Raw genomic sequence first — 25,675 nt, 5'->3', positions numbered from 1 at the left:
CGGGTAAGTCCCTATAAAATTAGGAAAATAAGGAGATACCATGTCTAAACGTCTCATCGAAGTGGACCCTGAGGTCGCGCAATTTATCGGTAAAGAACAAAACCGCCAGGAAATGGGTCTGGAGCTAATCGCATCTGAAAACTACTGTTCGCAAGCTGTGATGGAGGCCCAAGGGTCTTGCCTCACTAACAAATATGCTGAAGGTTACCCTGGCAAACGTTATTACAACGGTTGCGAATTCGTAGATGGAATTGAAACTCTGGCAATTGAACGCTTGAAGAAAATCTTCAACGCTAAACACGCCAACGTTCAACCCCACTCTGGTTCTCAAGCTAACATGGCCGTGTACATGGCCTGCTTAAATCCAGGCGAGGCCTTCTTAGGAATGGACCTTGCTCAAGGTGGCCACTTAACTCACGGTTCACCGGTTAACTTTTCTGGGAAACTTTTCAAGGCCATGCACTATGGTTTGAATGCTCAGGAAACAATCGATTACAACCAACTTGAAGATATCGCTAAACGTGAAAGGCCTCGCATGATTATTGCTGGTGCTTCTGCCTATCCGCGAATTATTGATTTCGAAAAATTCGGCGCGATTGCTAAATCAGTTGGTGCAGTATTGATGGTTGATATGGCCCACATCGCAGGTCTTGTGGCCGCGGGTCTCCACCCTTCTCCGATGGATTATGCTGATGTCGTGACATCTACCACTCACAAAACTCTCCGTGGTCCTCGTGGTGGTTTGATTCTTACGAACAATGATGATCTTGCTAAGAAATTTAACTCTCTTATTTTCCCTGGTATTCAGGGCGGTCCTCTTGAGCACGTGATTGCTGGTAAAGCAGTTGCTTTCAAAGAGGCCCTTGATCCAAGTTTTAAAACTTACCAAGAGCAAGTGGTGAAAAACTCCAAGGTTCTCGCGAAGACCCTGATGGATCACGGGATTGAACTCGTTTCTGGCGGAACGGATAACCATCTTGTTCTTCTAAAAACAGATTCAGTGAACATGTCTGGTAAAGAAGCAGGAGAAATCCTTGAGCGCGTGGACATCACTTGTAACAAGAACATGGTTCCGAATGATAAACGTTCTCCGTTCGTGACTTCTGGTATTCGTCTGGGAACTCCAGCAGTAACAACTCGTGGTTTTAAAGAAGCTGAAACAAAATTCATGGCAGAACTTATTGTGAAAGCACTTAAGAATCCAACTGATGAAAAAATTCAGAAGGAAGTGAAACTAAGTGTTCATGACCTTTGTACAAAATTTCCAGTTTATAAATAAGGAAGGATCAGATGAAGTACATTTTAATTCTCGCCCTCGCCTTTGCTGTTTCTTGTACGACGAAAAAGAAAGAAGAACCTAAAGTAGAATCTGCTGGCGAAAGTGACTCAGCTCAAGTGAGTCCTTATACTGTTCAGCCCTGCTACTGCATGAAAATCTTCAAGCCTGTTTGTGCTAACGGCACGAACTACGGCAACTCTTGTGAGGCCGAATGTCATGGCCATAAGACATGGACTGAAGGCTCATGTGGAGCTCCTAAAAAGAAGTAATCGTTATTTCGACGCAAGTTTACTACGACGTCGTAGTGAATTTGCGTCAAATACGTACAAGCCTTAGAAATCACAGGCCCTCGCCCTATCCCAGAATCAGCTATTTAGCTTCTCAACTTGTTCCATACATGGTAGAAAAAGCCGAACAAACCACTAGATATAGTTTAGGTCTGCATTATGAAATGTCCCTATTGTTCGGCCCCTGACACCAAGGTGCTAGATTCCAGAAACCTGGATGAAGGCTCTACTATCCGTCGTCGCAGAAAGTGCGAGGCCTGTCAGAAGCGTTTTACAACTTTTGAAACAGTTGAACTCTCAATGCCTATGGTGATTAAACGTGACGGTCGTCGCGAACCATATAAGCGTGAGAAAATTCTAACTGGTATCGAGAAGGCCTGTGAAAAACGTCCAATCTCTGCCATTCAGATTGAAAGAATCATTCAGAACATTGAAAAAGCAGTATTAGATATTTCTGATAAAGAAGTTAATACTAAGGACGTTGGTAATTTAGTGATGATGTATCTTCGTCACCTGGATCCAGTGGCCTATATTCGTTTTGCAGCAGTTTATCGTAAGTTCCAGGACGTGGAAGAATTCGTGAACGAACTTAAGCACGACGAGAACAACCAGTTTAAAATAAATCCAGCTTCTAATAAGGATGAGAACCGTGAGTACTAAACGCGAGGCACGTGAGTTTTGCCTACAATTTCTTTACCATTTCCAACTTGCAGCTTTCCAGGATCAGAAAAAAGAACTGGATTCAACTGAGATTTTCGCTCGTATGCAAGAGTTCAGACAAACTCTTTCAATCGTTCTCGACAGTGAGGCACAGGCCTATGTTGCGACTTTGGTGAGTGGCATTCTTAAGACCAACAAAGAGATCGAAGAGATCCTTGTGAAGTACTTAAAGAACTGGAAACTTTCTCGTATTTCTAAAATCGAACACACCATCTTCATGATGGCGATTTATGAGCTTAAGTATCATCCGGAAGTTCCAGGCAAAGTTGTGATCAACGAGGCCATCGAACTTGGTAAAAAATATTCTACAAAAGAGTCTGCTGGCTTCCTTAACGGAATCCTGGACAACGTTTTCAAGCAAGAGTTAAACCGCAATGAGTGATATTCGAAAGGAAGTCACACCACTCACAACAGGAATCATCTGGCTCACTAAAGAAGAAGTGACTCCCCAGAATTCTTATTACGAGGACGTGGACTATCTTTTGGACGGTCTTCTTACCGCCAATCTTCGTGCCGCTAATGGCGTTACTAGCCGTGTGGTGGTGGGAAAGAACTTCGGTCGCTCGCTTTATGTGATGATCGTGAAAGAGCTTAAAACAGCAGAGCTGGAGAGCTACCTCTCGCTCTTCAAAAACGATCTCACGACTGAAAATGACGTTCTGGTGATTGATGAAGTGGAAGGTTTTGATAATCTTCGAAAACAAGTCGGAAAACTAAGCTCACATCTAAGAATCATTCAATAAAGAAGGCCCCGTTATGATCTGAACCCCATTTTCTAGACAAGCATAAAAAACCGCTTTTCTGGAAAATGGGTTAAAATCCTAACAAGGAGCAGATCATGAAGGGCCTTTCTAATTCCGACCTAAAAGTTCTAAAATCTAGCCCATACGTGGCAAAAATTACTGAGAAACAGATTGTTTTTACCGAACACTTCAAGCGACTTGTCCTTGATTCTTTAATTGAAGGCATGACTCGAGAAGAAACCTTCAACAGAACACTTGGAGTTAACTGCTTCGACAAAAAGTTTGTTGATACTTGTTTGGGACGCTGGAGGCGCAAGGTTAGAGCAGTTGGAGACTTACACCCTGAAAAAAAGGGGCGAAGGAAGTCACTTGAAAATATGACCTTTGAAGAGATGAAGGCTGAGATTGCCTATCAAAAAGAGGTTATTGCTCACCTAAAAAAGTTGAAGGGCCTTGCGGACGACGAACTATAGCTTTTGAATTAATCCACAAGGCAATTACATCATCTCCCTCACTAAAACTCCAAGCTCTCTGCAGGGTCGCTGGAGTTAGCAGAAGTGGTTTTTACTATTATCTCAAAAACAATGAAAACAGAGTAAAACGAGATCTATCCTCTCTCGAAATAATACAAAAGTTTTTTGAGAAGAGTCGAAAGAAAGGAGGAACTCGAACAATCGATATGATGATTCGAAACTCTGGAATCAAACCTATAAATCATAAGAAGATTCAACGGATAAAGCGTGAGTATGGTCTTATTACTAAGATCAGAAGGAAAAATCCTTATAAGAGTCTACCTACTTCGGAGAATGCTTTTGTACCCAATCTTCTCAGGAGAGAATTTGTAACCCCACTTCCTAATTCCATTTATTCAACAGATATGACTTTTTTATTTTATGGATCTGGAGAGAAAGCTTATCTATCGGCAACTAAAGACTTGGGAACAAATGAGATCGTATCCTATAAACTGATGCGTTCTCCATCTGTAAGTCAGTTCACTGAAGAGTTCAAATCGCTTTTAGGAACCTTATCTCCTAACATTAGAAGCTCTTTAATTATACATTCTGATCAAGGCTTCCAATACACACATGAAGCGTTCCGAAATCTCCTTAAAGAATTTGGTGTCACACAGTCAATGTCTCGAAGGGCCAATTGTTATGACAATGCTCCAATAGAAAGCTTTTTTGGACACTTCAAAGATCTGTTAGAACTTAAAAAATGCAAAACGTTTGAAGATGTAAAAAACGAAGTTAAGGAAGTAATGGAATATTACAACAATGAAAGACCACAAAAGGCCTTAAATAATAAAGCCCCGGCTTGTTACCGGGGCTTTATTAGCGGTCATTTTTAGCTGTACAAAAAACGGGGTACAGATTATTAAGGGGCCTTCTTATTTTAAAGCGAAATAACTTTCGCGGTCTTGAAGTCGTAGTCACGCATAGTGCGCTCGAAGATGTTCCCTTCCTTATCAACCACGAAGAGCTTTCCGCTCTGATCGATGAAGTAGTTACTTCCAAGTTTCAAGATGCTGCTTACTCTTAGAGTCAGAGGAAGTGCCGGCATTCTTAGAATCCCCTGCTCTGAAACAGTGAACATATATCCAGATGAATCAACGAAGTAGTTACCACCTTTCTTTGTGATGATTCCTACACGAACATCGTCCTGAGGAGTGACCACACCATTACTTGCAACAGTGAAGACCACACCACGATTGTTCATCACGTATGTTCCACCAAAGGCGATGATGTCTTTCACTTTTAAAGACGGAGCATCCGCCTTCGCCACTTTACCTGTTCCATCAACTACATAAAGATCCAGTGATTGAGCTTCTGTATCGTTTACAGTGAAATAGTTTCCACCGAAGTTAACTGCTTTCTTATAGAGTTCATTCTCCGTGAATTTCACATAGCCTTTCTTATCGATGGCATAAAGAGCGCCCTCTTCCGATAAGAAGTAATTGATGCCTTTGCCTTTGATCTTCTCAGGGATCATTTCGTACTTACGGAAGAACAGACCGTTTTCATCGATCGTCGCAAGAATTGTTCCTTCTTCTACGAAGTACTGGCCACCTTTCAGAGTTACCTTCTGAGGGAAAGCGTAGTGACCAAAATCATAGGCATATCCGGAATTATCAGTCGTGATCGTGATCCCGTTATCCATGATGATATATGATTGAGAGAATGCATTAAGGGAAAGAGTTGCAAGAGCTGCCAGCATTAGTTTTTTCATTCGTCATCTCCTTGAGTTGAAAAGCAGAGCGACTATACTCAAGTATCATTTGCTTTACTATGGAGTGACTTTAAATTTGCCCGAGAGGAGTAAGCGCTTGAATAGCTCTGTGTTTCCTTAAGGTGACTGAATGTGCTGGAAGGTTGTGCCAAAAAAAAGGGGCCCTGATGGGGCCCCGTCAAATTAGAAAGAAAGTACTTTTGCGTTTAGTAAATCGTGATCAATTGTGCGCTCATACATTGCACCTGTTTTATCCACCACGAAGATGCGGCCTTGAGTATCGATCATATAGTTCGCACCAAGTTTTACAATTTCTGAGACCTTGATGTTCGCTGGAAGAACTGGAAGCATCAAGAAACCTTCTTCAGAAACGGTATAAAGAAGATTGTCTGAATCGATGAAGAAGTTACCACCAGTCTTCTTGATCGCTTTCACTTTCACTTCTGTTTTCGGATAAACGAAACCATCTTTATTAACTGTATAAGTAACCCCCGACTTCGTTTGGAAATAAGTTCCACCGAAAACTGTGATGTCGGCAGGATTTAAGTGATCCACTTTCAGTTTAAAGTAGTTACCGTTTGAGTTAACTGTATAAAGGTCAACTGCCGGCTTCTTGTCTTCGGGTTTAACTGTAAAAAAGTTTCCACCAAAGTTATTGGCCTTCTTAAAGGCCTTATCTTCAAGAACGTAGAAGAAGCCTTTTGAATCAATCGTCACAAGATCATTGTCGTCATTAATGAAATAGTTCTGACCTTTAGCTTTAATTTTTTTGATCTTGTCAGACTTGGTATAGAAGAAGCCGTTTTCATCAACTGTAGAAAGTCTCTCTTCAGCGATTAAGAAGTTACCGCCGTTAGCAAGAACCTTGTATGGAAGAATAAAGTTACCGAAGTCGTAGATAAAACCCGACTTATCTGTCGTAAGAGTCACACCGTTATTAAGCACGAGATAAGACTGAGAGAAAGCATTGAAAGATAGGAGCATCGCCCCTGCTAAAAGGAAATTTTTCATCTGAGGTCTCCTTATAGGGAATGGAAATTGCCGGCATATTACTGACGGGAGACCCAAGTGCCTATAATGAGTGCACTTTTTATACTGTATTAATTACCTGCTTTTTCCGCTTTAATGAAGGGCTTAGAGGCCTACTCTCGCCATGAGGCGTCCCATGGCAAAAAAAAGGGCCTCTTTCGAGGCCCTATCAAGATCTTAGTAATTTAGAAGATCGCGAGCGGCAACCAAGATCTTATTCATATCTGGAAGGATAGCGCGCTCAAGAATACGGTTGAAACCTACTGGAGTGAAAGTCGAACCTACACGGCGAACTGGAGCATCCAGGTGCTCGAACGCGTGTTCATTGATTTGACCAACAAGCTCACCACCGAAACCACCGAACACTTTATCTTCGTGAACAACAAGAGCTCTGTGAGTCTTCTTAACTGTTGCAACGATAGCATCAAGATCAAGCGGGTTAAGTGAACGTAGATCTAGTACTTCAACATCAAAGCCTTCTTTCGCAAGAATTTCTGCCGCCTCAAGTGAGAAGTGAACAGTGTTACCGTAAGTGATGATTGAAAGGTCTTTACCCTCGCGACGAACGCGGGCCTTACCGAAAGGAACTTCGAAGTCCTCAGGGATAGAAGTCATAGCGTGTTTAGCGTTATAAAGAGCTTTTGGCTCCAGGTATACAGTACAACCTTGAGAACGCATTGCTGTTCTTAGAAGACCAGCAGCATCGTCTGCGAAAGCTGGAACAACTACGCGAACACCAGGGAACGTACAAAGAGTACCTTCGATGTTTTGTGAGTGATAAAGACCACCGCCGATATAACCACCAGAAGCAAGACGGATTGTTACGTTTGGTGAGAAAGCGCCGTTAGATCTCCAGTGATCGTGAGACATTTCTACGAACTGCTCCATTGCTGGCCAGAAGTAATCTGCGAACTCTGCACCTTCAACAACTACGCGGATTTTGTCTTGGTCGAAACGAGACATACCGTTAGCTGTACCAAGGATATAGTCTTCGGCGATTGGACCGTTGAATACGCGGCCTTTACCGAATTCCTGTTGCATACCTTTTGTTACGTTGAAGATACCACCCTTCTCTTTATTAGCTACGTCTTGGCCCCAGATGAATGTATTTGGGTTATGACGGAATTCAGCTTTAAGAGTGCCGTTAATTGCATCAATGAACTTCTTAGGTTCAGAAGTATCGTTGTGAGTACCATCAGTATATTTCTGAGGCTCATATGCAGGTGGAAGAACGTGATCAAAGATCGACTCTGGAGTTGGATTTGGTGCTTTAACTGCTTTAGCGTGAGCTTCAAGAAGTTCAGCTTTGGCCTTCTCTTCGATCTTAGCGATTTCTTTTTCAGTGAAGATCTTCGCTTTAAGAAGATCAGCTTTGAACTTCGGTAGAGGATCTTGAGCTTTTGCATCAGCACGCTCTTTCTCATCACGGTACCATTCGTGGTTATCAGAGTTAGAGTGGTTACCGATACGTACGCACATAGCGTGAACGATTACTGGCTCAGAGAACTTAAGTGCGTGCTCGCGAGCTGCGATCATTGTGTTCATAGAATCAAATACATCTTTACCATCGCATTTTACGATTTGAAGATTTTTGAAACCAGTGAAGTTATCACATACGAATTCGTTGGCAGTCTGATCTGCTTTAGGAACCGAGATACCGTAACCGTTATCCTGGAACACGAATACTACTGGAAGTTTTTCGTTTGAAGCACCGTTGATCGCTTCGTAACAGTAACCTTCAGAAACTGAAGACTCGCCTTGAGAAGAAATCGCAACACCTTTGTGCTTATAGAATTTCATCGCACGGCCAACACCTACAGCGTGTAGAGTGTGGTTACCAGTACAAGAAGAAACGTTATGGATGTTCCACTCAGGCTTAGCAAAGTGGTTAGACATGTGACGGCCACCAGAAGCTAGATCTGTAGCTTTTGAGATACCGTTAAGAAGGATTTCTTCTGTTGTTAGACCAGCTGACAATGCAGTTAGCATGTCACGGTAGTAAGGGAACATGTGATCGGTCTTACGATCGAAAACCTGGCCGATAGCAAGTTGAATAGCATCGTGACCAGCATATGGTGCATGGTATGACCAACCAAGTGCTTGCTTTAAATAGTTCGGAGCACGTTCATCAATCATGCGTCCAAGAATTAGTAAGTGTAACCACTTCTCTAATGTTTTTTTATCCGTCTTTTTAAGATCATGTAGTTTTGCAACTTTCATAGGAGCTCCATCTGTCGCGTGAACAAATAATTAAAAAAATAAAGTAAAAGGATAACTATCATACCCCAAGATTAACGGCAATAAAATGGTCTTATTGACACGGAGCAAACCTAGAATCCCAAGAAAGCCACTCCCCATTCACGAAACGTGTTTTCACGTTTGATTTTAACTCCTGGGCGGTACTCGGTAGGGTCACTGCTAGGAAATGGAATTTCTTGAGGCTCGTCCACATCTGGCTCTTTTTTGTGAGGAACCAGAACAAAGAGGCTTCTGATGAAAGTGGTGCGCTCGAGATCTATTTCTACCGGAATAGCAGCGTCTAACTCACGGTTATACTGAGGATAGACACAATAGTAAGGATAATCAGGAATTTTCACTCTCCAGTGCTCTTCAAAATCCTGGAGCGAGAGTTCTGAATGTTTAAGCTCTTTCAGGTCTTTGATCATCCAGTTAATAACTTCTTCACGAGTCGAACACATGCCATTTTCAAATTGCATTTTTTCTTTCGGAAGTCGCACGTCATAGAAAAGATAGTCGTAGTTCACACCATCAACTTCAAACTTATCTGTCTCAAAAATTTTCCCACTCCACTCATCTTTATTCAGTAACGGCGTTTGAGCGAGGAAGTGTTGCTTCGTTACAAACTTAAAACTGAATTTTGTTGTAGGTAGAACTGTCTCAACATAAACGTTGGGCTTGGCCGCAAAGACCTGGCCTTGACCAGGATAATAATTTGCTTGAATGCCCGGATAAGACCAAGCGCCGGGGTAATTCATATTCGGGTAATAGAGATTTCCCTGAGCGGCCCACCAAGGAGCTTGTCCCTGTAGCACGACTGGAAAATTCTGTAGCAAACTCATTTGAAAAGGCTGGGCATTAATTGGCAAACAATATAATTGTGATTGAGCAGTTACAACTCTTGGTACACAAGTCATACCACTTGCTTGAGTCCAGACTCGAATGAGGTTTGGACCACAATCAATTGTGGCACTACTTAAAGCGTGGAAAGAAAACAGCACAAGGAGAAGGATGAAATATTTTTTCATTTCTTCACCAACTGAATATTTTCAATCTGCGGGCCCTTAACTTGAACGCGTTTCATGAACTCACAACCGCTTTCATCTGAGGCCCTGACTTGATAATTACCGGGTTTCACATAGAAGCGATAAGTTCCTCCTTGAGGAACTTCTGTATGCATGAGAAGCAGCCGTTCTTTGTAGTTCTCTTTATCTAAAGACAACCACACCATGGCCTTCTTTGAACAATCAGCGGGAATAGACACCTTCCCCTCGATGGTTGAGTCGCTGGCATGTGCCCCAAGAGTGAATAACAGAAGAAAGAGAACAAATTTCATCACTTGTTTATCGGTTAATTGAGAGAAAGATTTGAATGCAATATACCAGACAAGATGAGTCAATTAACTTCTCCACCTTATTCCTTGATTAACTTCAAGTCTCTGTCATAAACTGCCGAAAACTCATTATATTTTTTCTCATTCTGGAGTTACAAATGGCCAAAACAATTGCCGATGGTTTCTTTCAAGATCCTCGTTTAGAAAAAGCAAAACAACTTATCAAAGAAGCACTGACTGAACATCAGAAAACTATTACTGGTGTTAAACCAGGTAATCCTGAACTTAAAGAATCGTACGATGCTCTTCTTAAAAAAGTAGCGGAGTTTCGTGGTGGAGCTCTTTTTTATAATTACCTTGGTTCAGGAATTGGTAACGGCCCTCTCGTTGAACTTGGAGATGGTTCAGTTAAATACGATTTCATCACAGGGATTGGCGTTCACTCTATGGGCCACTCTCACCCAGGTGTTATTGAGGCCCAAATTAACGGTGCAATTTCAAACACTGTTATGAACGGTCACCTTCAGCAGAACGTTGATACGGCGAAACTTCTTGAGTTGTTCTCGAAGCAAGCTTGTAAATACGGCGCTGGTGTAAAAAACGTTTTCCTTACCACTTCAGGTGCAATGGCAAACGAGAACGCCTTCAAAATGATTTTCCAAAAACGTAACCCTGCTTCTCGCTTCTTCGCATTCGAGAAATGTTTCGCCGGTCGTACTCTAGGTATGGCATGGGTCACAGATAAAGGTGCTTACCGTGTTGGTCTTCCTAAGACGGTAGATGTGGATTATATCCCATTCTACGATGCTAATAATCACCAGGCCTCAATCGATGCTGCAGTGAAAGCGATGAAAAAATACATCACTCGCTTCCCTGGCCATCACGCTGGTTTCATCATGGAGCTTATTCAGGGTGAGAACGGTTCATGGGTCGGTCACACTGAATTCTTCGAGGCCCTGATCGCCGTATGTAAAGAGAACAACATCTCTGTGATGGTGGATGAAGTTCAGACTTTCGGTCGTACTTCAGAACTATTTGCGTTCCAATACTTCAAACTTGATAAACACGTAGACGTGGTATCAGTTGGTAAGAACTCTCAAGTTTGTGCCACTCTTTATAATGATGAACACAAGCCGAAGCCGGGTCTAATGTCTCAGACATTCACAGGTTCAGCGTCTCAGATCGCGGCCGCTTACTATGTTATCAATGAAATGGTTAACGGTGGTCTTCTTGGTGAAAACGGGAAGAACAATCGTCTTCATAACCACTTTAAGAAGAACCTTGAAAAGATCGCTCAGAAATATCCTGAGAAGCTTCAAGGTCCGTATGGTGTTGGTGTGATGGTTGGTATGTCTCTCTTTAAAGGAGACGAGCCGAAGTCTAAGGCATTCACAATGAAACTCTTTGAAAACGGTGTGCTTTCGTTCCTTGCCGGTGGTCACCCTACTGCACGTGTGCGTTTCCTTATGCCAGCTCTTGTGACTGAGGAAAAACATATCGATGAAGTTTGCGCCATCATCGAAAAAACACTTCTAGAGATCGAGTAAGCATGTTCATCATCCGTCCGATCGAACAAAAAGACCTGGATGGTCTGATGGAACTCCTGGAGAAATCCGGGCATGGTCTCACGTCTCTACCTAAGGACCCTGAGGTCCTTAAAAAAAGAATCCGTATGTCTGAACGAAGCTTCTTGCATCGTGAAGATGGTCCGGGTGGTGAAGACTACCTCTTCGTCATGGAAGAGCTTTTTACGGGAAGATTAGTGGGTGTATGTGCCATCATCTCCAAGATTGGTGGATTCGAGCCTTACTACTTCTACCGAATGGAAAAAACTCATCACGAGTCGAAATCTATTCATGTAAAAAATGATGTTACTTCACTTCATTTTCACTTTATTCACAACGGTCCGGCGGAGATATGTTCACTCTATCTCCACCCGGATTTCCGTAATTCGCAAAACGGTCGTTTCCTTTCTCTCTCTCGATTCCTCTTTATCGCCGAGAACCGCAAGTTCTTCGAAGATCAGGTGATCGCCGAGATGCGCGGAATGGTAAACGATTCGGGCCACTCTCCTTTTTGGGACGCAGTCGGTGCGAACTTCTTTAAAATTGATTTTCCGACGGCCGATTACTTGTATGTGAAGAATAAACGCTTCATTGAAGAGCTGATGCCGAAGTATCCAATCATTACCAATCTTCTTCCGGAAGACGCACAATTTGTGGTTGGTAAGGTTCATCCAAATACTGAACCCGCTAAACGCATTCTCGAGCAAGAAGGTTTCCGATTCTCTGGTCTGGTGGGGATTTTTGAGCCAGGTCCGGTTCTTATCGCTGAAGTGGACAATATTCGTGCAATCAAAGAAAGCACTATTGGAGAAATCGCTGAAGTTTCCGATAAGAACTTCAAGTCAGAAATCTTTATCATCTCTCGTACCAGTGGCAATTTCCGTTCTGCCCTAGGTGGCGTGGTTAAGCTCAAATCGGGCGGCTACAAAGTATCGGGAGTGACAGCAGCTGCACTCAAACTTCGCGTCGGGGACAAAATCCGTTTTGTTTCATTTAAACCGAAGGCACAGCCGATAAAGAAGAAGGCTTCTCCTAAAAAGAAATAACTCTCTCATCAACATACTCTTAGAGGTCATGCATGAAATTGTTCGTAGCACTTAGTTTCGCTCTTATTTCTTCTTTCGCACTTGCTGAAAGCAAAGTGACTCTTTTCGTAACATTAAGCCCGGCCGGTTCATTTCAGGCCGTTAGTAAAAAAGTGAAAGGTAACCTGGTAAAACAGGGTGATAACTTCACTGCTGATAAAATCACAGTTTCAATCGAGTCTTTCAACACAGGAATTGATCTTCGTGATGAGCATACCTGGAAGCACATGAATTCATCAAAGCATCCGAAGGCCACGCTGACGGATCTTAAGGCCCAAGGTGGTAAGGCCACTGCTATGCTGGAAGTTAATGGCGAGAAAAGGCCCGTTAACATCACTTACACAACCAAGAACGATGAAGTTGTTGCTAAGTTCTCTGTGAAGGCATCAGATTTTAAAATGGCCAAAGCTGAATATCTTGGTGTTGGTGTTGAAGACACAATTAACGTTGAGACAATTCTTCCTTACAAAGCTAAGTAATAGGGCCTTCGGTAGAAAGATTCTGAGGAAAGTATGAGCATTAAAGAAAGATCACTGAACAAAATTTTGATTAATGGTCCTTTTCAATTAAAACTCATTGGCTACTTCGTGGGCCTCTTCATTCTTTCTACCGCCTGCCTCTACTCTACGACTTACTTGTTTTTCTGGAACATGAAAAACAAAGGACTCAAAGTTGGAATTCCTGAAGGTCACGTTTTTCACCAATTTCTTGAGGCCCAGAAGCATGATCTTGATATGCTTTTTATTGGTCTGGCGGTGGCAAACTTCGTTCTTCTTCTTGTTGTGACTTTGATTATTTCACATCGTATTGCGGGCCCGATCTATAAGATGAAACAACATCTGTTGGATCCGAGCTTGAAAAACGAACCATTTAAATTTCGTCAGAATGATTTTTTCCGTGAACTTGAGCCAATCATTAACGAGCTGAAAGATAAAAAATGAAAATCATTTATTTTTTAATCGCTGCCTCTATTCTGTCTTCATGCGCCCCTTCTCGTCCTGAGAATCCAAGTAATGATTACGTTCTCATCGAATTTGCCTCTAAATTAGAGGAAGAAAAAGAAAATCAAAGTAAATAAAAAACAGACTTCAGCACTTCGCTCATTCTAAAGAAGTCCTTAAATTTCGCTCCAAGGCCTAAAAGAAAGCGTAATTTCAGGGTATACTGACGACGTGGTGAATTCTATGAAAGGCAATCTACTATTAGTTGACGATGAAGAGGAACTATCAGAAAGCATGAAAGAATTGCTGGAAGATGAGGCGAAAGAAATTTTCATAGCCAACAACGGAGCAGAAGCTCTTTTAATTCTGGAAGAGAAGAAAATTGACTGCGTTGTATCTGATATCAAGATGCCAGTAATGGACGGTCTAAAATTTATGAAGATCGCCCGTGAACGTGGTTTCAGTCAACCTATCATCTTTTTCACGGGCCATGGAACGGAACAGTTAAAACGTGAAGTTCGAGAGCTTGGCGCCAACGACCTACTTATGAAGCCCAACTTTATGTCATTGGAAGACTCCATTCGTAAGCACATGTCGGCGCAATTAAATCATTGACCCTTACTAGTCGATTCGAAAATCTTGTCTGCTGAAGCAGCAACGAATCCCTGATAAAGCTGTCCATTTTTCATCGGATAGCGTTTCGCGAATTCATAATAACAAGCTGGGATTGTAAGTTTACCATCATCAAAAGTTACTTCGATGTTGTTGGCCAACGTTGAAGACTGCTCAAGACATACTTCTTTAGAGCCCTTCACTTCCCCACCACTCGCATTCAGTTTGAAACCTTGTGCTTTAAGGTGATCGTTCAAAACCAGGATATCCGAGTATTTTTTTAATTCGTTGATAAAAACAGTAAAGTGATTTGGTCGGTAACCAAAGGCCGAAACCCATGCCGCGTAATCGCTTTCCTTCATAAGGTCCTGGTAAATCTTCGTCGTCACTTTCCAAGGACGGCCAGTAGAAACGAAATCATAAGCATTTTCAGCGCCGGCAGGAATCTGATCAACCAGAGAATTTACGGTTTTTCTTAGCTCTGGTGAGAACTCTTCCAGCTTAAGTTCAGAGATAAAGATCTTAGGAAGTGTGTGATCCGGATGCTCATAGTGTTTTGCATAAAGCTTCTTTTCCGGGAAATGATAATCACCGCTGTACTTATAGCCAGCTTCGATAAAAGGCTTTGCCATCACGTCTACCCCAACTCTTGGGTGGTTAAACGTACGAAGTGCAATGTGATCGTTCAGGATTTTCTCACCTTCTCCAACCAGTAAGTCACTGATCTTCTTCGCTAATGGGTTAATGGCGATATAGTCTTGCCACATTTTGTCCAACAAGGCCGGTAGAGTTTTTACTGTCATATTAGTTCTCCTGAATGGCACCATCGTACCAGATTTATAGCTTACTCGGGAACCCCCGAGATAATTTAACTCTCCGTATTATTAGTGCCATATTTGAGGGAAAAGAGTATGATTGGGATCATCATTCAAGAGAAGGATTTCCCATGCAAATGACTCTCAAAGGCGACTACTTTAATGGTCGTTTTCACCAATCATCTAATGCTCAAGAAAAGATCTTAAAACGTGGCCCTGCCGACCTTACACAAGTTCTGTGGGAAGCTGGTGTTTATTACGATCATATTGAACCGGTCATTGAATCGGCCCAGAAAGGTTTCGCAACCTGGAGAAAAACTTCTTTCGAAGAAAGAATTGCATTCCTTAAAAAATATCAGGAGGCCGTCCGTGCTCGTAAAGATGAGATCTCAATGGCACTGGCACTTGAAGTGGGTAAACCACTTTGGGAGGCAAAGACTGAAGCCGCTGCTCTTGATAGCAAAGTAACAGTAACAATTACTGATTCACTTGAGCGCATTAAGCGTGAAACGATCAAAGAAGTTATGCCAAAGATCGATGGTCACACGGTTTATAAACCACTGGGCCCTTGTTTTGTGATTGGCCCTTTCAACTTCCCTTGTCACCTGGCAAACGGTCAGATTCTTGCCGCTCTTCTTGCTGGTAACTCAGTTATCTTCAAGCCATCAGAGAAAACAATCTATTCAGCACAACTGATGATGGAATGTTTCCACGCTGCTGGTTTCCCAGAGGGCGTGATTAACTTCATCAATGGCACAGGTCATACTGCCGGTAAACTTACTGGCGATCAGCGTATCAGAGGTGTGTTCTTCACTGGTTCAAAAGGTGTTGGTCAGCGAATTGTAGAAAACACTTATAAAGATCTTTCGAAACTTGTGGCCCTTGAACTTGGTGGTAAGAACTCAACTATCATTCACCACGATACAAATATCTCACACGCGCTTCCAGAGCTTCTAAGAGCATGTTTCTTAACTTCTGGTCAGCGTTGTACATCGACTTCAATGATTCTTGTGCATAAGAAGATCGAGCAGGAATTCATCTCTCAATTTAAAGCTGTGACAGAAAGAATTCGTGTTGGTCACCCTACTTCTCAACCAGATCCTTTCATGGGCCCTCTGATTGATGAGCATGCTGAGAAACTTTATTTTGATTTCTGTAACTTCGGAAAACAAGAAGGCGCAGAAGAGATCGTATCTCCTCGTAAGCTTGATGTTGGCTTCCAGGGTTACTATGTGTCTCCTTCAATTCACTATGCGAAGAAGCCAAACCTTGAAGGTAAGTTCATTCAGGAAGAAATCTTCGGGCCAAACTGTTTCTTCGTTCCTTATGAGGACATTGAAGAGGCGATCCATATTGCCAACTGTACTCAATACGGTCTAGCAGCATCAGTTTATACTCGCGATGCTGACATTTATAATCTTTGCCTTCGTGACATCGATGCAGGTCTCATTAACCTCAATCGTTCTACTGTAGGTGCTACTGCCAGACTTCCATTTGGCGGTGTTAAGAATTCCGGTAACCACCATCCTGCAGCGGTTTCGATGATCGATCACTGTGTAAGCACAGTTGCTTCTCTTGAAACGTTGGATGATACAAGCTCTAAACTTTCTGAAGTTGTAGGCTTAAAAGACTAAAAAGATGAACGTTCCTGCAACTGACGATTTGGCCGCTCTCCGTAAGGAGAGATTCATTATTATTATCTTAGCGGCCATTCAGGTGGCGCATATTTTAGACTTCGTGATCATGATGCCTTTGGGTCCTCAGTTCATGCGAGTCTTTAATATTTCTCCAGTCGAATTCTCGACTCTGGTTTCTGCTTATACTTTCAGTGCAGGGATCGTAGGATTTTTTGGTGCCCTTTACGCCGATCACTTTGATCGTAAGAAGTTTTTATTATTTAACTTTTCTGGATTCATTATCGGAACATTCATGTGCGCCATCTCGCCAAACTTTGGTGCACTTCTTGCGGCCAGAATCATTGCAGGGGCCTTTGGCGGAATCTTAAATGCCAGCGTTCTATCACTAGTATCTGATCTCATCCCTTATCAACGCCGCGGGGCCGCGATGGGTGTGGTGATGTCGGCGTTTTCTATCAGTAGTATTTTAGGTGTGCCAACAGGTCTCTTTATTGCAAATGCTTTTGATTGGCATGGGGCCTTTTACTTCATTTGCATCATTGGTTTAATTTTCTGGATAGCCGCTTATTTTGTTCTTCCTTCGGTGAAGATCAAGACTGAGCCTCGAAGCTTTAAGTCAAATCTCATGAACTTTAAATCGATCCTGATCCAAAAGGACTACATCCAGGCCTTTACTCTCACGAGTACTTTGGGTTTTGGTATCTTCATGATTGTTCCCTTTATCTCAACCTATCTCGTAAGAAACGCTGGCTTACCTGAAGATAAGCTTCCTTTGATCTATTTGGTTGGTGGAATTTGTACAATTATTACAGCTAGAACTGTGGGAAAACTTTGCGATAGAATCGGAAGCTTCGCCGTCTTCAAAGTAGTGGCATTGATTTCTATCGTTCCTATTTTTCTTCTGACCAATCTCCCAACATCTCCCCTGTGGATCATTCTTATTGTGAGCTCACTCTTCACCATGATGGGTTCGGCCCGCTTTATTCCGGCAATGACTCTGGTTTCAGCTGTTGTCAAACCTGAAGAGCGCGGAACGTTTATGAGCCTTGAAAATGCTTCAAGACAGTTATCCTCTGGTCTGGCCTCTCAAGGTGCGGGCTTGATTTTGGGATCTACTGCGGCCGGTGCTCTTACTCATTACAATATCGTAGGAGTTGTTGGAGTTGTTACTTCAATTATTGCCATCTTTATTGCTTTAAGGATCAAGAATAAATTTAACCTGAGATAACATGAAAATTTCAAAGGCCCATCTCGCTGCCATGCTCGCCTTCTCCATGTGGGGAACTTTTCCTCTCTATTGGAAGATCTTTCATGACGTGAGTGCCTGGGATTTGTTTGCTCATCGACTTCTTTGGTCGTTCGTAACCTTGATGATTATTCTAGTTTTCACCAAGAAGACTGGAAGTCTAAAAGAAATTTGGAAACAAAAACGCACGCGTAACATGCTGATGATGTCGGCAATTCTCATTTCATCCAACTGGCTGCTTTATATCTATGCCGTGAATGTTGGCAAGGTGCTTGAAGCGAGTATGGGTTACTTCTTGAATCCGCTCATTAATGTGTTTATGGGATGGCTAATTCTGAAAGAGAAGCTTCGCCCGACTCAATGGCCAGCTATTACCCTCGCCTTAATTTCTATCGTGATGATGGCCCTTCAAACCGATTTACAAAACTTTCCGTGGATCGCGATTGCCTTGTCTTTGACTTTTGCGATGTATGGGCTCCTTCGTAAGTTCACCAATGTGGGCTCACTAGAAGGTCTTACTTTTGAAACTTGTTTTATGATTTTGCCAATCCTTGCGATCTGGCATTTTGGGCCCACAACTCCATTTACAATTCTGGGAGTTCTTCCTGGCTGGCAAATTGGAACTCTGTTGCTATCGGGACTTGTGACTTGTATCCCATTAGTACTGTTTGCTTACAGCGCCCGTCGCCTGCAACTTCAGACTCTAGGATTTATTCAATACCTCTCACCAAGTTTGAAGTTTCTGTGCGGACTATTAGTCCTGCATGAACCATTAAGCCCGGATAAGCTTAATGCTTTCCTTCTTATTTGGGTGGCACTTGCCTGGTATACAACTGAATCGTATTATTTTATGCAGAAAAATAAGAAGGTGGCGGCCGTTAGTTAATGGCCACCACTTCTGTTTTAGAATTTGCTTTCTTAAGTTCTTTTGGAATCGTTAGAAGAATGGTTTTCACTAGCGCCTTCTCAATTGATTTTTTCATCGAAAGCGGACCAGTCACAAAACTAATATCACGTACAGGCACATGATTTTTGAAGTCTTTCAGAAGCTTCTGATCAGCGGTGCTCATATTCTGGCTCGCGAGATATGGAAGTACTGTAAAACCTTCTGAAGATTTCACCATATTAATGAGAGTTTCCAAGCTTCCTGCTTCAAAGAAAAGCTGTCTGCCCTCACCAACGTTTTTATATTGGCACAGGTGCAGCGCCTGAGCGCGAAGGCAGTGACCTTCTTTGAGTAACCATGCTTCTTTAATATCAAGGTCCTTCTCATCCACGGTCTTCTTTTTAAGGAGTTCATGGTTTGGAGAAAGGAAGATTTTAAATGGCTCGTAAAAAAGGTGTTCTTCAGTCAGCTCTTTTGTCTCAAGTGGAGTCGCAAGAATAGCGCCGTCGATTTTTCCTTCTTTAAGGTAACGGATAATTTCGTCAGTTTGGTATTCAAAAATCTTGAGCTCAACCTGCGGGTACTCTTCTACGAATTTTCTTACGAACAATGGAAGAACGTAAGGAGCTAATGTCGGGATAACTGCCAGGATAAACTCTCCAGCGATTTCACCGCGAAGAGATTTTGAAAGTTCCTCAAGTTCATGAGCACCCTGCATGACCTTACGAGCATACTCCAAAACCTTTTTACCCATGGGTGTTGGTTCAACCGGAGTTTTGCTGCGATCAAAAATGATGATCTGGAGATAGTCCTCTAACTTTTGAATTTGCATACTTAAGGTCGGCTGAGTCACGAAGCACTCTTTTGCGGCCTGAGCAAAGTTACGGTTTCTATCAACAGCGAGGATGTAATTTAATTGAGTTAATGTCATACTTTTATTGAACCATATATTCATGCCGAGGTCGAATATGATCTACGTTTTAATTCTGACGGCCGTCTTTATCGGGACTTTGATGCCCATTCAGGCGGGAATCAATGCAGAATTTACTCGCTTCCTAAAGCATCCCTATCTCGTTCCGATTATTTCTCTCATTGTGGGAACAATTGGGTTGAGCTTTTTATTGCTTCTCCAGGGCGTCACGATGAATGATTTAAAACGAGTCACTGAAGCGCCACCGTATATGTTTTTGGGTGGTATCTTAAGTGCCATCTTCGTCACTGCGGCCATGATTTTTATCCCGAAACTGGGTGCCACCACCATGATTGCCTCCTACGTGACAGGTCAACTAGTTATGTCCGTGATTATTGATCACTATGGACTTATGAATCTGACTCCTCAACCGATAAATATGACTCGCATTTTAGGCGTCATTCTTCTTTTCGCAGGGCTCTTTTTAGTGGTAAAGAAAGGCACATGATCAGAGTAAATAATCTTTCTAAACAATTCGATTCACGCGGTATCGCGGGCCTTCATGCTCTTAACTTCACCCTGAATAAGGGAATTGTTATGGGAATTATGGGACCGAATGGAAGTGGTAAAACCACGCTTCTTAAAATCCTTTCAGGCCAACTGAATTCTGATCAGGGGAATTTTGAGACTGATGGTTCAGTATCCTTATTTCCGACTCACGAAATCCTTACGGATATGAACGTTCAAAAGTTTTTGATCAGTAAGGTGACTATTGATGTTGATGACGAGAAGAAGATTCAACTGGCCCGCGACCTTGCGGACACTTTTGAGTTTACTTTCCAACTCCGTCAGAATCTTTTCCAGCTTTCAAGCGGACAAAGACAAAAGGTCCTCTTAGCGGCAGAGCTGATTAATCGTCCTGCTCTTCTTTTAATGGATGAACCATTCACGCATCTGGATCCATTCACTCGTCGAGATATCTTAAATGGTCTGTTTCAATTTATCCGTCAGCAAGGGATCACTGTCCTTTGGGTGACTCATGAACTAGAAGAGGCCCTGAAGTACTCTGACATCGTGGGGCTTATGAACTTTGGTCGCCTGGAACAACTGGGCACTCCACTTTCGCTTTTAAGAAATCCAAGAAATCTCTTCGTGGCCCAATTCATGGGTTACCAGAATTTTATCCCAGTGAAGTTTGAACAAGGTGTTGCGGAAACTCCTTGGGGTAAATGGAACGCGTCTCTTGCAAATGCCAGCGAAGGCATTATGGTGATTCCTGACAACGCCTGGAAGATGAATGAAGGTCTTGAAGCTCAGATCGAAGAAAGCTACGGCACTCGTCAGGGTATTGAGCACCGTCTTCGATTTGATGGCCGCCAGTTAGTGCTTAAAACTATGCCTACCGTGGACGTTCAAGAGAAAGTAAAAATCATGCCCATCTGGGAAGAGTGCTTTCTGATTCCGCTTTAGGCCGTCTAAAATTTGATCACATTTGGAAAGTCTTTCAAAGAACATCAGCAAAGAACGAACCTCTGATAAACTCCATGAAATTTTGGAGGACATTATGAAGAAGGTTCTAGTTCTAGTATCTGCATTATTCGCGATTAATTCATTTGCATCAGAGACCAATTTAAAATGCGAAGTCATTTCACATGATAAGTTATCAGGTCTATCGACCACTCATGAATTGATAGGACAAAGATTAAGCGGATGCCGAGACAATACAGGGAAACCTCTTCTATGCTCGAATGCTTCTCTTTCAAGTAATATTGATGGCTCAAATATTTCTGTTATAACGACTTCCGACTCCAAGGCCTTTCGAGTGAATTTTTCAACTGATGGCATCGGTATTGAGTCAGAAGTTCCTTATACTCTAAACCTCGCGAAAGGTGATCTTGAAGGCAAGTTTATTGTCAGTAACCAAACTAGAGAATTTACTGTCACTTGTTCGAACTAATTTCAATTTATCTCAGGGCCTAATTAAAAAGGCCCTGTCTAAGTTTTAGACACTTCCCATTTTTTAATCATTGCTTAAATCCTAGCCTCATGATTCCCCGTCCATGATCCTGGCAAGCTTATTGCTTAGTACTCCATCATAACCATTTACAGGGGAATTCTATGAGGATTCATCAAACACTAGCTTTGACTATGTTAATGACTCTTGCCACTCAGGTGAAGGCCGAAAAAGCGCGCTTTCTCTATGATGATAAAGAGGCCCTGCAAGCTCGCGTAGATCTCATTCAACAAGCAAAATCTGAAATCCTGGTCGAATACTTCGCCGTAACAGATGATGACGTTTCAACCACCGGGGTTGCTCTTCTTTGTGAGGCCTCGAAACGAGGTGTACAAGTTCGCATTCTTCTTGATGCCCTATCAAGCAGCGTAAAAGACACGACCATCGCGGCCACTCAACGTGACTGTAAAGATAAAAACGGTAATACCAACATCACTTTCAAGCTCTTTAACCGTCTGGAAGATGTTCATACGGTTTACGATATCTTTAACCGCGTTCACGATAAAATGCTTGTCGTCGATGGAACAAAAATCATTATTGGTGGACGAAACGTAGACGCTAAATATTTCGGTCTGGATAAGAAGAGAAACTTCCATGATCTCGATATTATGATCAGTGGTAAAGTGGTTCAAGAGACCCGCAAGTACTACATGGGACTTTGGGAAAAGAACGATATCGTAAAGAAGGCCTACTACGATAAACTTCAGCGTGAAAAACTCGTTTATATTTGTGACGTTCTCCATGGCCCTGATTGTGATGAGAACGTTGATAAGCTTTATGCTCTTATGCTTCGAGATGTGAAATCTTCTTCGGAAAGAATGAAGGTACTCATTGAAAGATTAAAGAGCGGTAAAGGAAACGCAAAGTGGAACACAGGTCGTGACTGGTTCAAAGACGCTAAAGAAATTGATGGGGTAAAACTTCTGTCTAACTCAACTGACAAGAACATGGGTTCTAAGAACATGCTTGTGAGTGATGAACTTTACTCAATCGTGAGTAAGGCGAAGAAGAAAGTCCTTATTCTTTCTCCTTACCTGATTCCAACGAAACGTGCTCACACGATGTTCCAGGACCTAATCGATCGTGGAGTTAAAGTAACCATTATCACGAACTCTCTTAAATCGACGGATAACCTCTTTGCTCAGGCCGGTTATAAAGCAGCGAAAGACGCCATGATTGCCATGGGGATTGAACTTTATGAGTATAATTTAGTGGATACAACTCACGCTAAGACCGCTGTAATTGACGATGAAATTGCCTTGATTGGTACTTATAACCTTGATCCTCGTTCTTCAAAACTCAATCGTGAAGTCGGTATCATGATCAAGGACACTAAAGGCTCAGGAATCGCCAAAGACCTGACAGTCATCATTAATAAGTTCAAGGCCGATTCACTTCTTGTAGGTAAAGACAGACAAGAGATGAACAAGGACCTTCAGGACGCAGAAGTAGGAAATTTTAAGAAAGGCGCAGTTAGAGTCATCGAACAGGCCGTTCCACTTATTAAACACCAGCTCTAATTTCATAATCTTGCCCCCTCTTTGCGAGGGGGCTTGTATTACCCCATGAATCAATCTAGTCTTTTAGGATGTTAAGGTTTTCCAAAACCATTATTCCTTTGATGTTTTCTTTGAGCACTTTCGCTCAAAGTACTTTCACGATTTCACCTTACGTGACCGTGGAAGATCAGGGGAAAATCACACTTAACTTTCAGACGACCAAAGAAATTGAACTTGAAATCAGACTTCAGGATCAAAAGAAACATTTCAGAAGTTTGTTTCCGGCCACAAAGTTAACCAAAATTGATCTCGGTACTTTAACTTGCGACAAACCTCTTCGTTATACGATCTCGTCAGAAAATCGTACCGAGGTTGATAATGCTCTCGTTGCTATTCCTTGCACCAAGAAATCCCCGCTTTATTTTGGTTTTATGAGTGATACTCAGATCAAGAATGATGCAGGTCAGATTCGTGCCAATGAGCTCTCTAAATCCATTTCTGAGTTTCAGAAGATGCACCCCTTTAGTCTCATCATCAATGCGGGCGATATCGTTCAGCATGGTGGTTATGAAAACGAATGGGTAAATTTCTTTAAAACTGTGGATGTCTACCTTCGTCGCGCCTATCTCATGGCCGCAGTCGGAAATCACGAATACTTTGAGTCTCCTTCGATGGATAAGGCCCCACCAGAATTTCTCACCTATATGAGAAACGGACACAGTCCTGATTTGGGTTACATGCAATTGGATCTTGGTCGAATCAATGTTCTGATGCTGAATTCTAATTTTGAGTCGATGTCTGAGTCTAAAATCCTGGAACAATGGGAGTGGCTTGAGGCGAAACTCAGAACTGCCCAAGAGCAGAAGAAGCCGACCGTGGTAACCATGCACCACTCGCCTTATTCATCCAACCTCGAACACATTCGTACTATTCCTACTCGCCTGAGAAATGAACTTGTTCCTATGCTCGAGAAGTATGGGGTGAAGATGGTGCTTTCAGGGCACCTTCATATGTACGAAAGAAGCCATAAAACGGGCATCACCTATCTAACTGCCGGTCCTTCAGGCGGGATCAATAACGTCGTTTCCTATCGCAATCCTTATAGCGTTTTCTACCGCCAGTTCATCACCACTTTCAGCGTACTTAAACTGAATGGTAGCTTCCTGGAAGTCATTACTTATGGCGGGGACAAGAGCGTGATTGAGCGATTTAATGTAAAGCTTTTTGACGGCCCTGTATCAATTTCAAAATAAAACCTGTTGGTCTCATAATCTCCGATAATAAGCGGAACATCGGAGTTCTTATGAAGTCAATTTTTACGTTGGTACTTATCTTTTCTTTTTCAAGCGCCTTCGCCCATCAAGTGTATTTCACTAAGAGCTCTCTCTTCGCAAACAAAATTGTCTACTTCACCAACAGCCCAGTAGCAGCTTCTAAGATCATCATGTTTACCAAGAATCCCCTCGCAGCTTATGACTGTATCATCTATAAAACTGAGAGTGCTGCCTTCGCCGATGCCCAATGGAAAGAAACAACAAATCCCCTCTTGGGCGAGCATATGTTTGTGACCGAGAACCCACTTATCGTGAGTAAAGGCTGTTTCTAAGAAAAACGGTATAGTTTTACTAGTAATTCTAGGCACTTAAAGACCATGAAAAATGGCCCTCCCTCTAGTCGAATACGCCTCTGGCGTGATAGATATCCCTCATGGCCGTAACATATTTTGATAAAGACACATACCAGAGAAAACCTGAGTGGTTGAAAGTAAAACTTCCACAAGGGGATGACTTCAAAGATATCCGCAACAACCTTCGCGAGAAGGGTCTTTCTACTGTTTGCGAAGAAGCGAAGTGCCCGAACATTTCTGAATGTTGGAGTGCTCGTACTGCAACTGTGATGATCCTTGGAGATACATGCACACGTGCTTGTAAGTTCTGTCACGTGAAGACCGGAAATCCGAAGGGCTTCATCAATCACGAAGAAATCGAGAACACCTCTAAGATGGTGGGCATGATGTCTCTTCGTTACGTTGTCATCACTTCTGTGGATCGTGATGATGTTGCTGACCACGGTTCAGGACATTTCGCTGCAGTTGTTGATCGCGTTCACCTTGATCATCCTGAAACAAAAGTTGAAGTTCTGATTCCAGACTTCGCTGGCATCGAAGAGTATATGCACAAGCTTGCGAAATCGAATCCATTTGTGATTGCGCAAAACCTTGAAACAGTAAAACGTCTTACTCACCCGGTTCGTGATCCACGTGCAGGTTACGAGAAGACCCTTAACTGTCTTAAGTTCTACAAAACTAATTATCCGCACATTCAAACGAAGACTTCACTTATGGTGGGTCTGGGTGAAACTTGGGCAGAAATCCAAGAAGCGCTAGAAGATATCCGCGCTCATGGAGTTGATATCGTGACTTTCGGTCAGTATCTTCAACCAAGTAAGCGTCACCTTGATGTGAAGAAGTTCTACACTCCTGAAGAGTTTGAAGAACTAAAACGTATGGCCCTTAAAATGGGTTTCAAATTCGTGGCCTCTGGTCCGCTTGTCAGAAGTTCATATAAAGCTTCAGACTTCCTGGATTACGTAGAGACTACTAAAGCCTAA

At 42.5% G+C, this 25,675-nt stretch carries 30 protein-coding genes; 23 read left to right on the top strand and 7 right to left on the bottom strand.

Annotated elements, in window-relative coordinates; genetic code table 11:
* Positions 1-40 precede the first annotated feature (40 nt).
* The 7 genes from glyA to SOO65_RS05045 all read left to right on the top strand — a co-directional run bounded on the left by glyA (position 41) and on the right by SOO65_RS05045 (position 4,377).
* Entirely contained in the window at positions 41-1,279 is a 1,239-nt protein-coding gene (glyA, locus tag SOO65_RS05075; RefSeq protein ID WP_321397937.1) for a serine hydroxymethyltransferase, read from the top strand.
* An 11-nt stretch (positions 1,280-1,290) separates the two neighbouring features.
* The gene (locus tag SOO65_RS05070) at positions 1,291-1,548 is read left to right on the top strand and encodes a hypothetical protein (RefSeq protein ID WP_321397935.1); all 258 of its coding nucleotides are present in this window, start codon (positions 1,291-1,293) and stop codon (positions 1,546-1,548) included.
* Positions 1,549-1,725: 177 nt separating this feature from the next.
* Positions 1,726-2,226, top strand: a complete 501-nt coding sequence (gene nrdR, locus SOO65_RS05065; RefSeq protein ID WP_321397932.1) for a transcriptional regulator NrdR — start codon at positions 1,726-1,728, stop codon at positions 2,224-2,226.
* Positions 2,216-2,668, top strand: coding sequence for a transcription antitermination factor NusB (gene nusB, locus SOO65_RS05060; protein ID WP_321397929.1), 453 nt, complete (start codon positions 2,216-2,218; stop codon positions 2,666-2,668). Before nrdR ends, nusB begins: the two co-directional genes overlap by 11 nt.
* Positions 2,661-3,029, top strand: coding sequence for a hypothetical protein (locus SOO65_RS05055; RefSeq protein WP_321397927.1), 369 nt, complete (start codon positions 2,661-2,663; stop codon positions 3,027-3,029). Before nusB ends, SOO65_RS05055 begins: the two co-directional genes overlap by 8 nt.
* Positions 3,030-3,175: 146 nt before the next feature.
* On the top strand, positions 3,176-3,502 hold the full coding sequence (locus SOO65_RS05050) for a hypothetical protein (RefSeq protein ID WP_321392147.1): 327 nt from the start codon (positions 3,176-3,178) through the stop codon (positions 3,500-3,502).
* Positions 3,499-4,377: an IS3 family transposase gene (locus SOO65_RS05045; protein WP_321400179.1), complete on the top strand. Its 879-nt coding sequence runs from the start codon at positions 3,499-3,501 to the stop codon at positions 4,375-4,377. Before SOO65_RS05050 ends, SOO65_RS05045 begins: the two co-directional genes overlap by 4 nt.
* 44 nt (positions 4,378-4,421) lie before the next feature.
* Here SOO65_RS05045 and SOO65_RS05040 read toward each other — a convergent pair whose 3' ends face one another.
* From SOO65_RS05040 to SOO65_RS05020, 5 genes are all read right to left on the bottom strand, one after another.
* Positions 4,422-5,255 carry a hypothetical protein gene (locus tag SOO65_RS05040; RefSeq protein ID WP_321397924.1) on the bottom strand — a complete coding sequence of 278 codons (834 nt, stop codon included), beginning with the start codon at positions 5,253-5,255 and terminating at the stop codon, positions 4,422-4,424.
* A 183-nt stretch (positions 5,256-5,438) separates the two neighbouring features.
* On the bottom strand, positions 5,439-6,266 hold the full coding sequence (locus SOO65_RS05035; RefSeq protein ID WP_321397921.1) for a hypothetical protein: 828 nt from the start codon (positions 6,264-6,266) through the stop codon (positions 5,439-5,441).
* Between the two features lie 195 nt (positions 6,267-6,461).
* The gene (locus SOO65_RS05030; RefSeq protein WP_321397918.1) at positions 6,462-8,504 is read right to left on the bottom strand and encodes an alpha-ketoacid dehydrogenase subunit alpha/beta; all 2,043 of its coding nucleotides are present in this window, start codon (positions 8,502-8,504) and stop codon (positions 6,462-6,464) included.
* A gap of 110 nt (positions 8,505-8,614) precedes the next feature.
* Positions 8,615-9,550 (bottom strand): hypothetical protein, encoded by a 936-nt coding sequence (locus tag SOO65_RS05025; protein ID WP_321397915.1) that lies wholly within the window; start codon positions 9,548-9,550, stop codon positions 8,615-8,617.
* Positions 9,547-9,858, bottom strand: coding sequence for a hypothetical protein (locus SOO65_RS05020; RefSeq protein WP_321397912.1), 312 nt, complete (start codon positions 9,856-9,858; stop codon positions 9,547-9,549). The genes SOO65_RS05025 and SOO65_RS05020 overlap by 4 nt, the downstream gene beginning before the upstream one ends.
* A gap of 155 nt (positions 9,859-10,013) precedes the next feature.
* On the opposite strand from SOO65_RS05020, the gene SOO65_RS05015 reads away from it, so the two are divergent.
* The 6 genes from SOO65_RS05015 to SOO65_RS04990 all read left to right on the top strand — a co-directional run bounded on the left by SOO65_RS05015 (position 10,014) and on the right by SOO65_RS04990 (position 14,061).
* Entirely contained in the window at positions 10,014-11,402 is a 1,389-nt protein-coding gene (locus SOO65_RS05015) for an aminotransferase class III-fold pyridoxal phosphate-dependent enzyme (protein WP_321397910.1), read from the top strand.
* Between the two features lie 2 nt (positions 11,403-11,404).
* A complete protein-coding gene (locus SOO65_RS05010) occupies positions 11,405-12,466 on the top strand; it encodes an arginine N-succinyltransferase (RefSeq protein WP_321397907.1) in 1,062 nt (353 codons plus the stop codon).
* A gap of 32 nt (positions 12,467-12,498) precedes the next feature.
* The gene (locus SOO65_RS05005; RefSeq protein WP_321397904.1) at positions 12,499-12,984 is read left to right on the top strand and encodes a YceI family protein; all 486 of its coding nucleotides are present in this window, start codon (positions 12,499-12,501) and stop codon (positions 12,982-12,984) included.
* A gap of 33 nt (positions 12,985-13,017) precedes the next feature.
* On the top strand, positions 13,018-13,446 hold the full coding sequence (locus tag SOO65_RS05000; protein WP_321397901.1) for a hypothetical protein: 429 nt from the start codon (positions 13,018-13,020) through the stop codon (positions 13,444-13,446).
* The gene (locus SOO65_RS04995; RefSeq protein WP_321397898.1) at positions 13,443-13,583 is read left to right on the top strand and encodes a hypothetical protein; all 141 of its coding nucleotides are present in this window, start codon (positions 13,443-13,445) and stop codon (positions 13,581-13,583) included. The genes SOO65_RS05000 and SOO65_RS04995 overlap by 4 nt, the downstream gene beginning before the upstream one ends.
* Before the next feature lie 106 nt (positions 13,584-13,689).
* A complete protein-coding gene (locus SOO65_RS04990; protein ID WP_321397895.1) occupies positions 13,690-14,061 on the top strand; it encodes a response regulator in 372 nt (123 codons plus the stop codon).
* On the opposite strand, the gene SOO65_RS04985 is transcribed toward SOO65_RS04990, so the two are convergent.
* Positions 14,055-14,861 (bottom strand): DUF1338 domain-containing protein, encoded by an 807-nt coding sequence (locus SOO65_RS04985; protein WP_321397892.1) that lies wholly within the window; start codon positions 14,859-14,861, stop codon positions 14,055-14,057. The two genes, SOO65_RS04990 and SOO65_RS04985, sit on opposite strands and share 7 nt — an antisense overlap.
* A gap of 143 nt (positions 14,862-15,004) precedes the next feature.
* Here SOO65_RS04985 and SOO65_RS04980 point away from each other — a divergent pair, with 143 nt between their 5' ends.
* The 3 genes from SOO65_RS04980 to rarD are packed head-to-tail and all read left to right on the top strand — an operon-like array spanning position 15,005 to position 18,642.
* Positions 15,005-16,507 (top strand): aldehyde dehydrogenase family protein, encoded by a 1,503-nt coding sequence (locus SOO65_RS04980; RefSeq protein WP_321397888.1) that lies wholly within the window; start codon positions 15,005-15,007, stop codon positions 16,505-16,507.
* Positions 16,508-16,511: 4 nt separating this feature from the next.
* Positions 16,512-17,738, top strand: coding sequence for an MFS transporter (locus SOO65_RS04975; RefSeq protein ID WP_321397886.1), 1,227 nt, complete (start codon positions 16,512-16,514; stop codon positions 17,736-17,738).
* A gap of 1 nt (position 17,739) precedes the next feature.
* A complete protein-coding gene (gene rarD, locus SOO65_RS04970) occupies positions 17,740-18,642 on the top strand; it encodes an EamA family transporter RarD (protein WP_321397885.1) in 903 nt (300 codons plus the stop codon).
* Here the strand turns inward: rarD and SOO65_RS04965 are convergent.
* Entirely contained in the window at positions 18,635-19,573 is a 939-nt protein-coding gene (locus SOO65_RS04965; RefSeq protein ID WP_321397882.1) for a hydrogen peroxide-inducible genes activator, read from the bottom strand. The two genes, rarD and SOO65_RS04965, sit on opposite strands and share 8 nt — an antisense overlap.
* 37 nt (positions 19,574-19,610) lie before the next feature.
* Here SOO65_RS04965 and SOO65_RS04960 point away from each other — a divergent pair, with 37 nt between their 5' ends.
* From SOO65_RS04960 to lipA, 7 genes are all read left to right on the top strand, one after another.
* Positions 19,611-20,060, top strand: a complete 450-nt coding sequence (locus SOO65_RS04960) for a DMT family transporter (RefSeq protein ID WP_321397879.1) — start codon at positions 19,611-19,613, stop codon at positions 20,058-20,060.
* A complete protein-coding gene (locus SOO65_RS04955; RefSeq protein WP_321397877.1) occupies positions 20,057-21,022 on the top strand; it encodes an ATP-binding cassette domain-containing protein in 966 nt (321 codons plus the stop codon). Before SOO65_RS04960 ends, SOO65_RS04955 begins: the two co-directional genes overlap by 4 nt.
* Positions 21,023-21,116: 94 nt before the next feature.
* Positions 21,117-21,509 (top strand): hypothetical protein, encoded by a 393-nt coding sequence (locus tag SOO65_RS04950; protein WP_321397874.1) that lies wholly within the window; start codon positions 21,117-21,119, stop codon positions 21,507-21,509.
* Positions 21,510-21,670: 161 nt separating this feature from the next.
* Complete coding sequence (locus SOO65_RS04945; RefSeq protein ID WP_321397872.1) at positions 21,671-23,086, top strand: phospholipase D-like domain-containing protein; 1,416 nt, start codon at positions 21,671-21,673, stop codon at positions 23,084-23,086.
* 68 nt (positions 23,087-23,154) lie between these two features.
* Positions 23,155-24,318: a metallophosphoesterase family protein gene (locus tag SOO65_RS04940; protein WP_321397870.1), complete on the top strand. Its 1,164-nt coding sequence runs from the start codon at positions 23,155-23,157 to the stop codon at positions 24,316-24,318.
* 50 nt (positions 24,319-24,368) lie between these two features.
* The gene (locus tag SOO65_RS04935; RefSeq protein ID WP_321397869.1) at positions 24,369-24,671 is read left to right on the top strand and encodes a hypothetical protein; all 303 of its coding nucleotides are present in this window, start codon (positions 24,369-24,371) and stop codon (positions 24,669-24,671) included.
* A 101-nt stretch (positions 24,672-24,772) separates the two neighbouring features.
* Complete coding sequence (lipA, locus tag SOO65_RS04930; RefSeq protein WP_321397866.1) at positions 24,773-25,675, top strand: lipoyl synthase; 903 nt, start codon at positions 24,773-24,775, stop codon at positions 25,673-25,675.

It is taken from the genome of Peredibacter starrii (assembly GCF_034259205.1).
Lineage (GTDB): Bacteria > Bdellovibrionota > Bacteriovoracia > Bacteriovoracales > Bacteriovoracaceae > Peredibacter > Peredibacter starrii.
The sequence above is the reverse complement of the archived record's forward strand: the minus strand, read 5'-3'. Positions and strand labels throughout refer to the sequence as shown.

Excerpts from the sequence above, each read along its gene's own strand:
- glyA (WP_321397937.1), top strand. The coding sequence starts at position 41 with ATGTCTAAACGTCTCATCGAAGTGGACCCTGAGGTCGCGCAATTTATC.
- SOO65_RS05070 (WP_321397935.1), top strand. The coding sequence starts at position 1,291 with ATGAAGTACATTTTAATTCTCGCCCTCGCCTTTGCTGTTTCTTGTACG.
- nrdR (WP_321397932.1), top strand. The coding sequence starts at position 1,726 with ATGAAATGTCCCTATTGTTCGGCCCCTGACACCAAGGTGCTAGATTCC.
- SOO65_RS05055 (WP_321397927.1), top strand. The coding sequence starts at position 2,661 with ATGAGTGATATTCGAAAGGAAGTCACACCACTCACAACAGGAATCATC.
- SOO65_RS05040 (WP_321397924.1), bottom strand. The coding sequence starts at position 5,255 with ATGAAAAAACTAATGCTGGCAGCTCTTGCAACTCTTTCCCTTAATGCA.
- SOO65_RS05035 (WP_321397921.1), bottom strand. The coding sequence starts at position 6,266 with ATGAAAAATTTCCTTTTAGCAGGGGCGATGCTCCTATCTTTCAATGCT.
- SOO65_RS05030 (WP_321397918.1), bottom strand. The coding sequence starts at position 8,504 with ATGAAAGTTGCAAAACTACATGATCTTAAAAAGACGGATAAAAAAACA.
- SOO65_RS05025 (WP_321397915.1), bottom strand. The coding sequence starts at position 9,550 with ATGAAAAAATATTTCATCCTTCTCCTTGTGCTGTTTTCTTTCCACGCT.
- SOO65_RS05020 (WP_321397912.1), bottom strand. The coding sequence starts at position 9,858 with ATGAAATTTGTTCTCTTTCTTCTGTTATTCACTCTTGGGGCACATGCC.
- SOO65_RS05015 (WP_321397910.1), top strand. The coding sequence starts at position 10,014 with ATGGCCAAAACAATTGCCGATGGTTTCTTTCAAGATCCTCGTTTAGAA.
- SOO65_RS05010 (WP_321397907.1), top strand. The coding sequence starts at position 11,405 with ATGTTCATCATCCGTCCGATCGAACAAAAAGACCTGGATGGTCTGATG.
- SOO65_RS05005 (WP_321397904.1), top strand. The coding sequence starts at position 12,499 with ATGAAATTGTTCGTAGCACTTAGTTTCGCTCTTATTTCTTCTTTCGCA.
- SOO65_RS05000 (WP_321397901.1), top strand. The coding sequence starts at position 13,018 with ATGAGCATTAAAGAAAGATCACTGAACAAAATTTTGATTAATGGTCCT.
- SOO65_RS04995 (WP_321397898.1), top strand. The coding sequence starts at position 13,443 with ATGAAAATCATTTATTTTTTAATCGCTGCCTCTATTCTGTCTTCATGC.
- SOO65_RS04990 (WP_321397895.1), top strand. The coding sequence starts at position 13,690 with ATGAAAGGCAATCTACTATTAGTTGACGATGAAGAGGAACTATCAGAA.
- SOO65_RS04985 (WP_321397892.1), bottom strand. The coding sequence starts at position 14,861 with ATGACAGTAAAAACTCTACCGGCCTTGTTGGACAAAATGTGGCAAGAC.
- SOO65_RS04980 (WP_321397888.1), top strand. The coding sequence starts at position 15,005 with ATGCAAATGACTCTCAAAGGCGACTACTTTAATGGTCGTTTTCACCAA.
- SOO65_RS04975 (WP_321397886.1), top strand. The coding sequence starts at position 16,512 with ATGAACGTTCCTGCAACTGACGATTTGGCCGCTCTCCGTAAGGAGAGA.
- rarD (WP_321397885.1), top strand. The coding sequence starts at position 17,740 with ATGAAAATTTCAAAGGCCCATCTCGCTGCCATGCTCGCCTTCTCCATG.
- SOO65_RS04965 (WP_321397882.1), bottom strand. The coding sequence starts at position 19,573 with ATGACATTAACTCAATTAAATTACATCCTCGCTGTTGATAGAAACCGT.
- SOO65_RS04960 (WP_321397879.1), top strand. The coding sequence starts at position 19,611 with ATGATCTACGTTTTAATTCTGACGGCCGTCTTTATCGGGACTTTGATG.
- SOO65_RS04955 (WP_321397877.1), top strand. The coding sequence starts at position 20,057 with ATGATCAGAGTAAATAATCTTTCTAAACAATTCGATTCACGCGGTATC.
- SOO65_RS04950 (WP_321397874.1), top strand. The coding sequence starts at position 21,117 with ATGAAGAAGGTTCTAGTTCTAGTATCTGCATTATTCGCGATTAATTCA.
- SOO65_RS04945 (WP_321397872.1), top strand. The coding sequence starts at position 21,671 with ATGAGGATTCATCAAACACTAGCTTTGACTATGTTAATGACTCTTGCC.
- SOO65_RS04940 (WP_321397870.1), top strand. The coding sequence starts at position 23,155 with ATGTTAAGGTTTTCCAAAACCATTATTCCTTTGATGTTTTCTTTGAGC.
- SOO65_RS04935 (WP_321397869.1), top strand. The coding sequence starts at position 24,369 with ATGAAGTCAATTTTTACGTTGGTACTTATCTTTTCTTTTTCAAGCGCC.
- lipA (WP_321397866.1), top strand. The coding sequence starts at position 24,773 with ATGGCCGTAACATATTTTGATAAAGACACATACCAGAGAAAACCTGAG.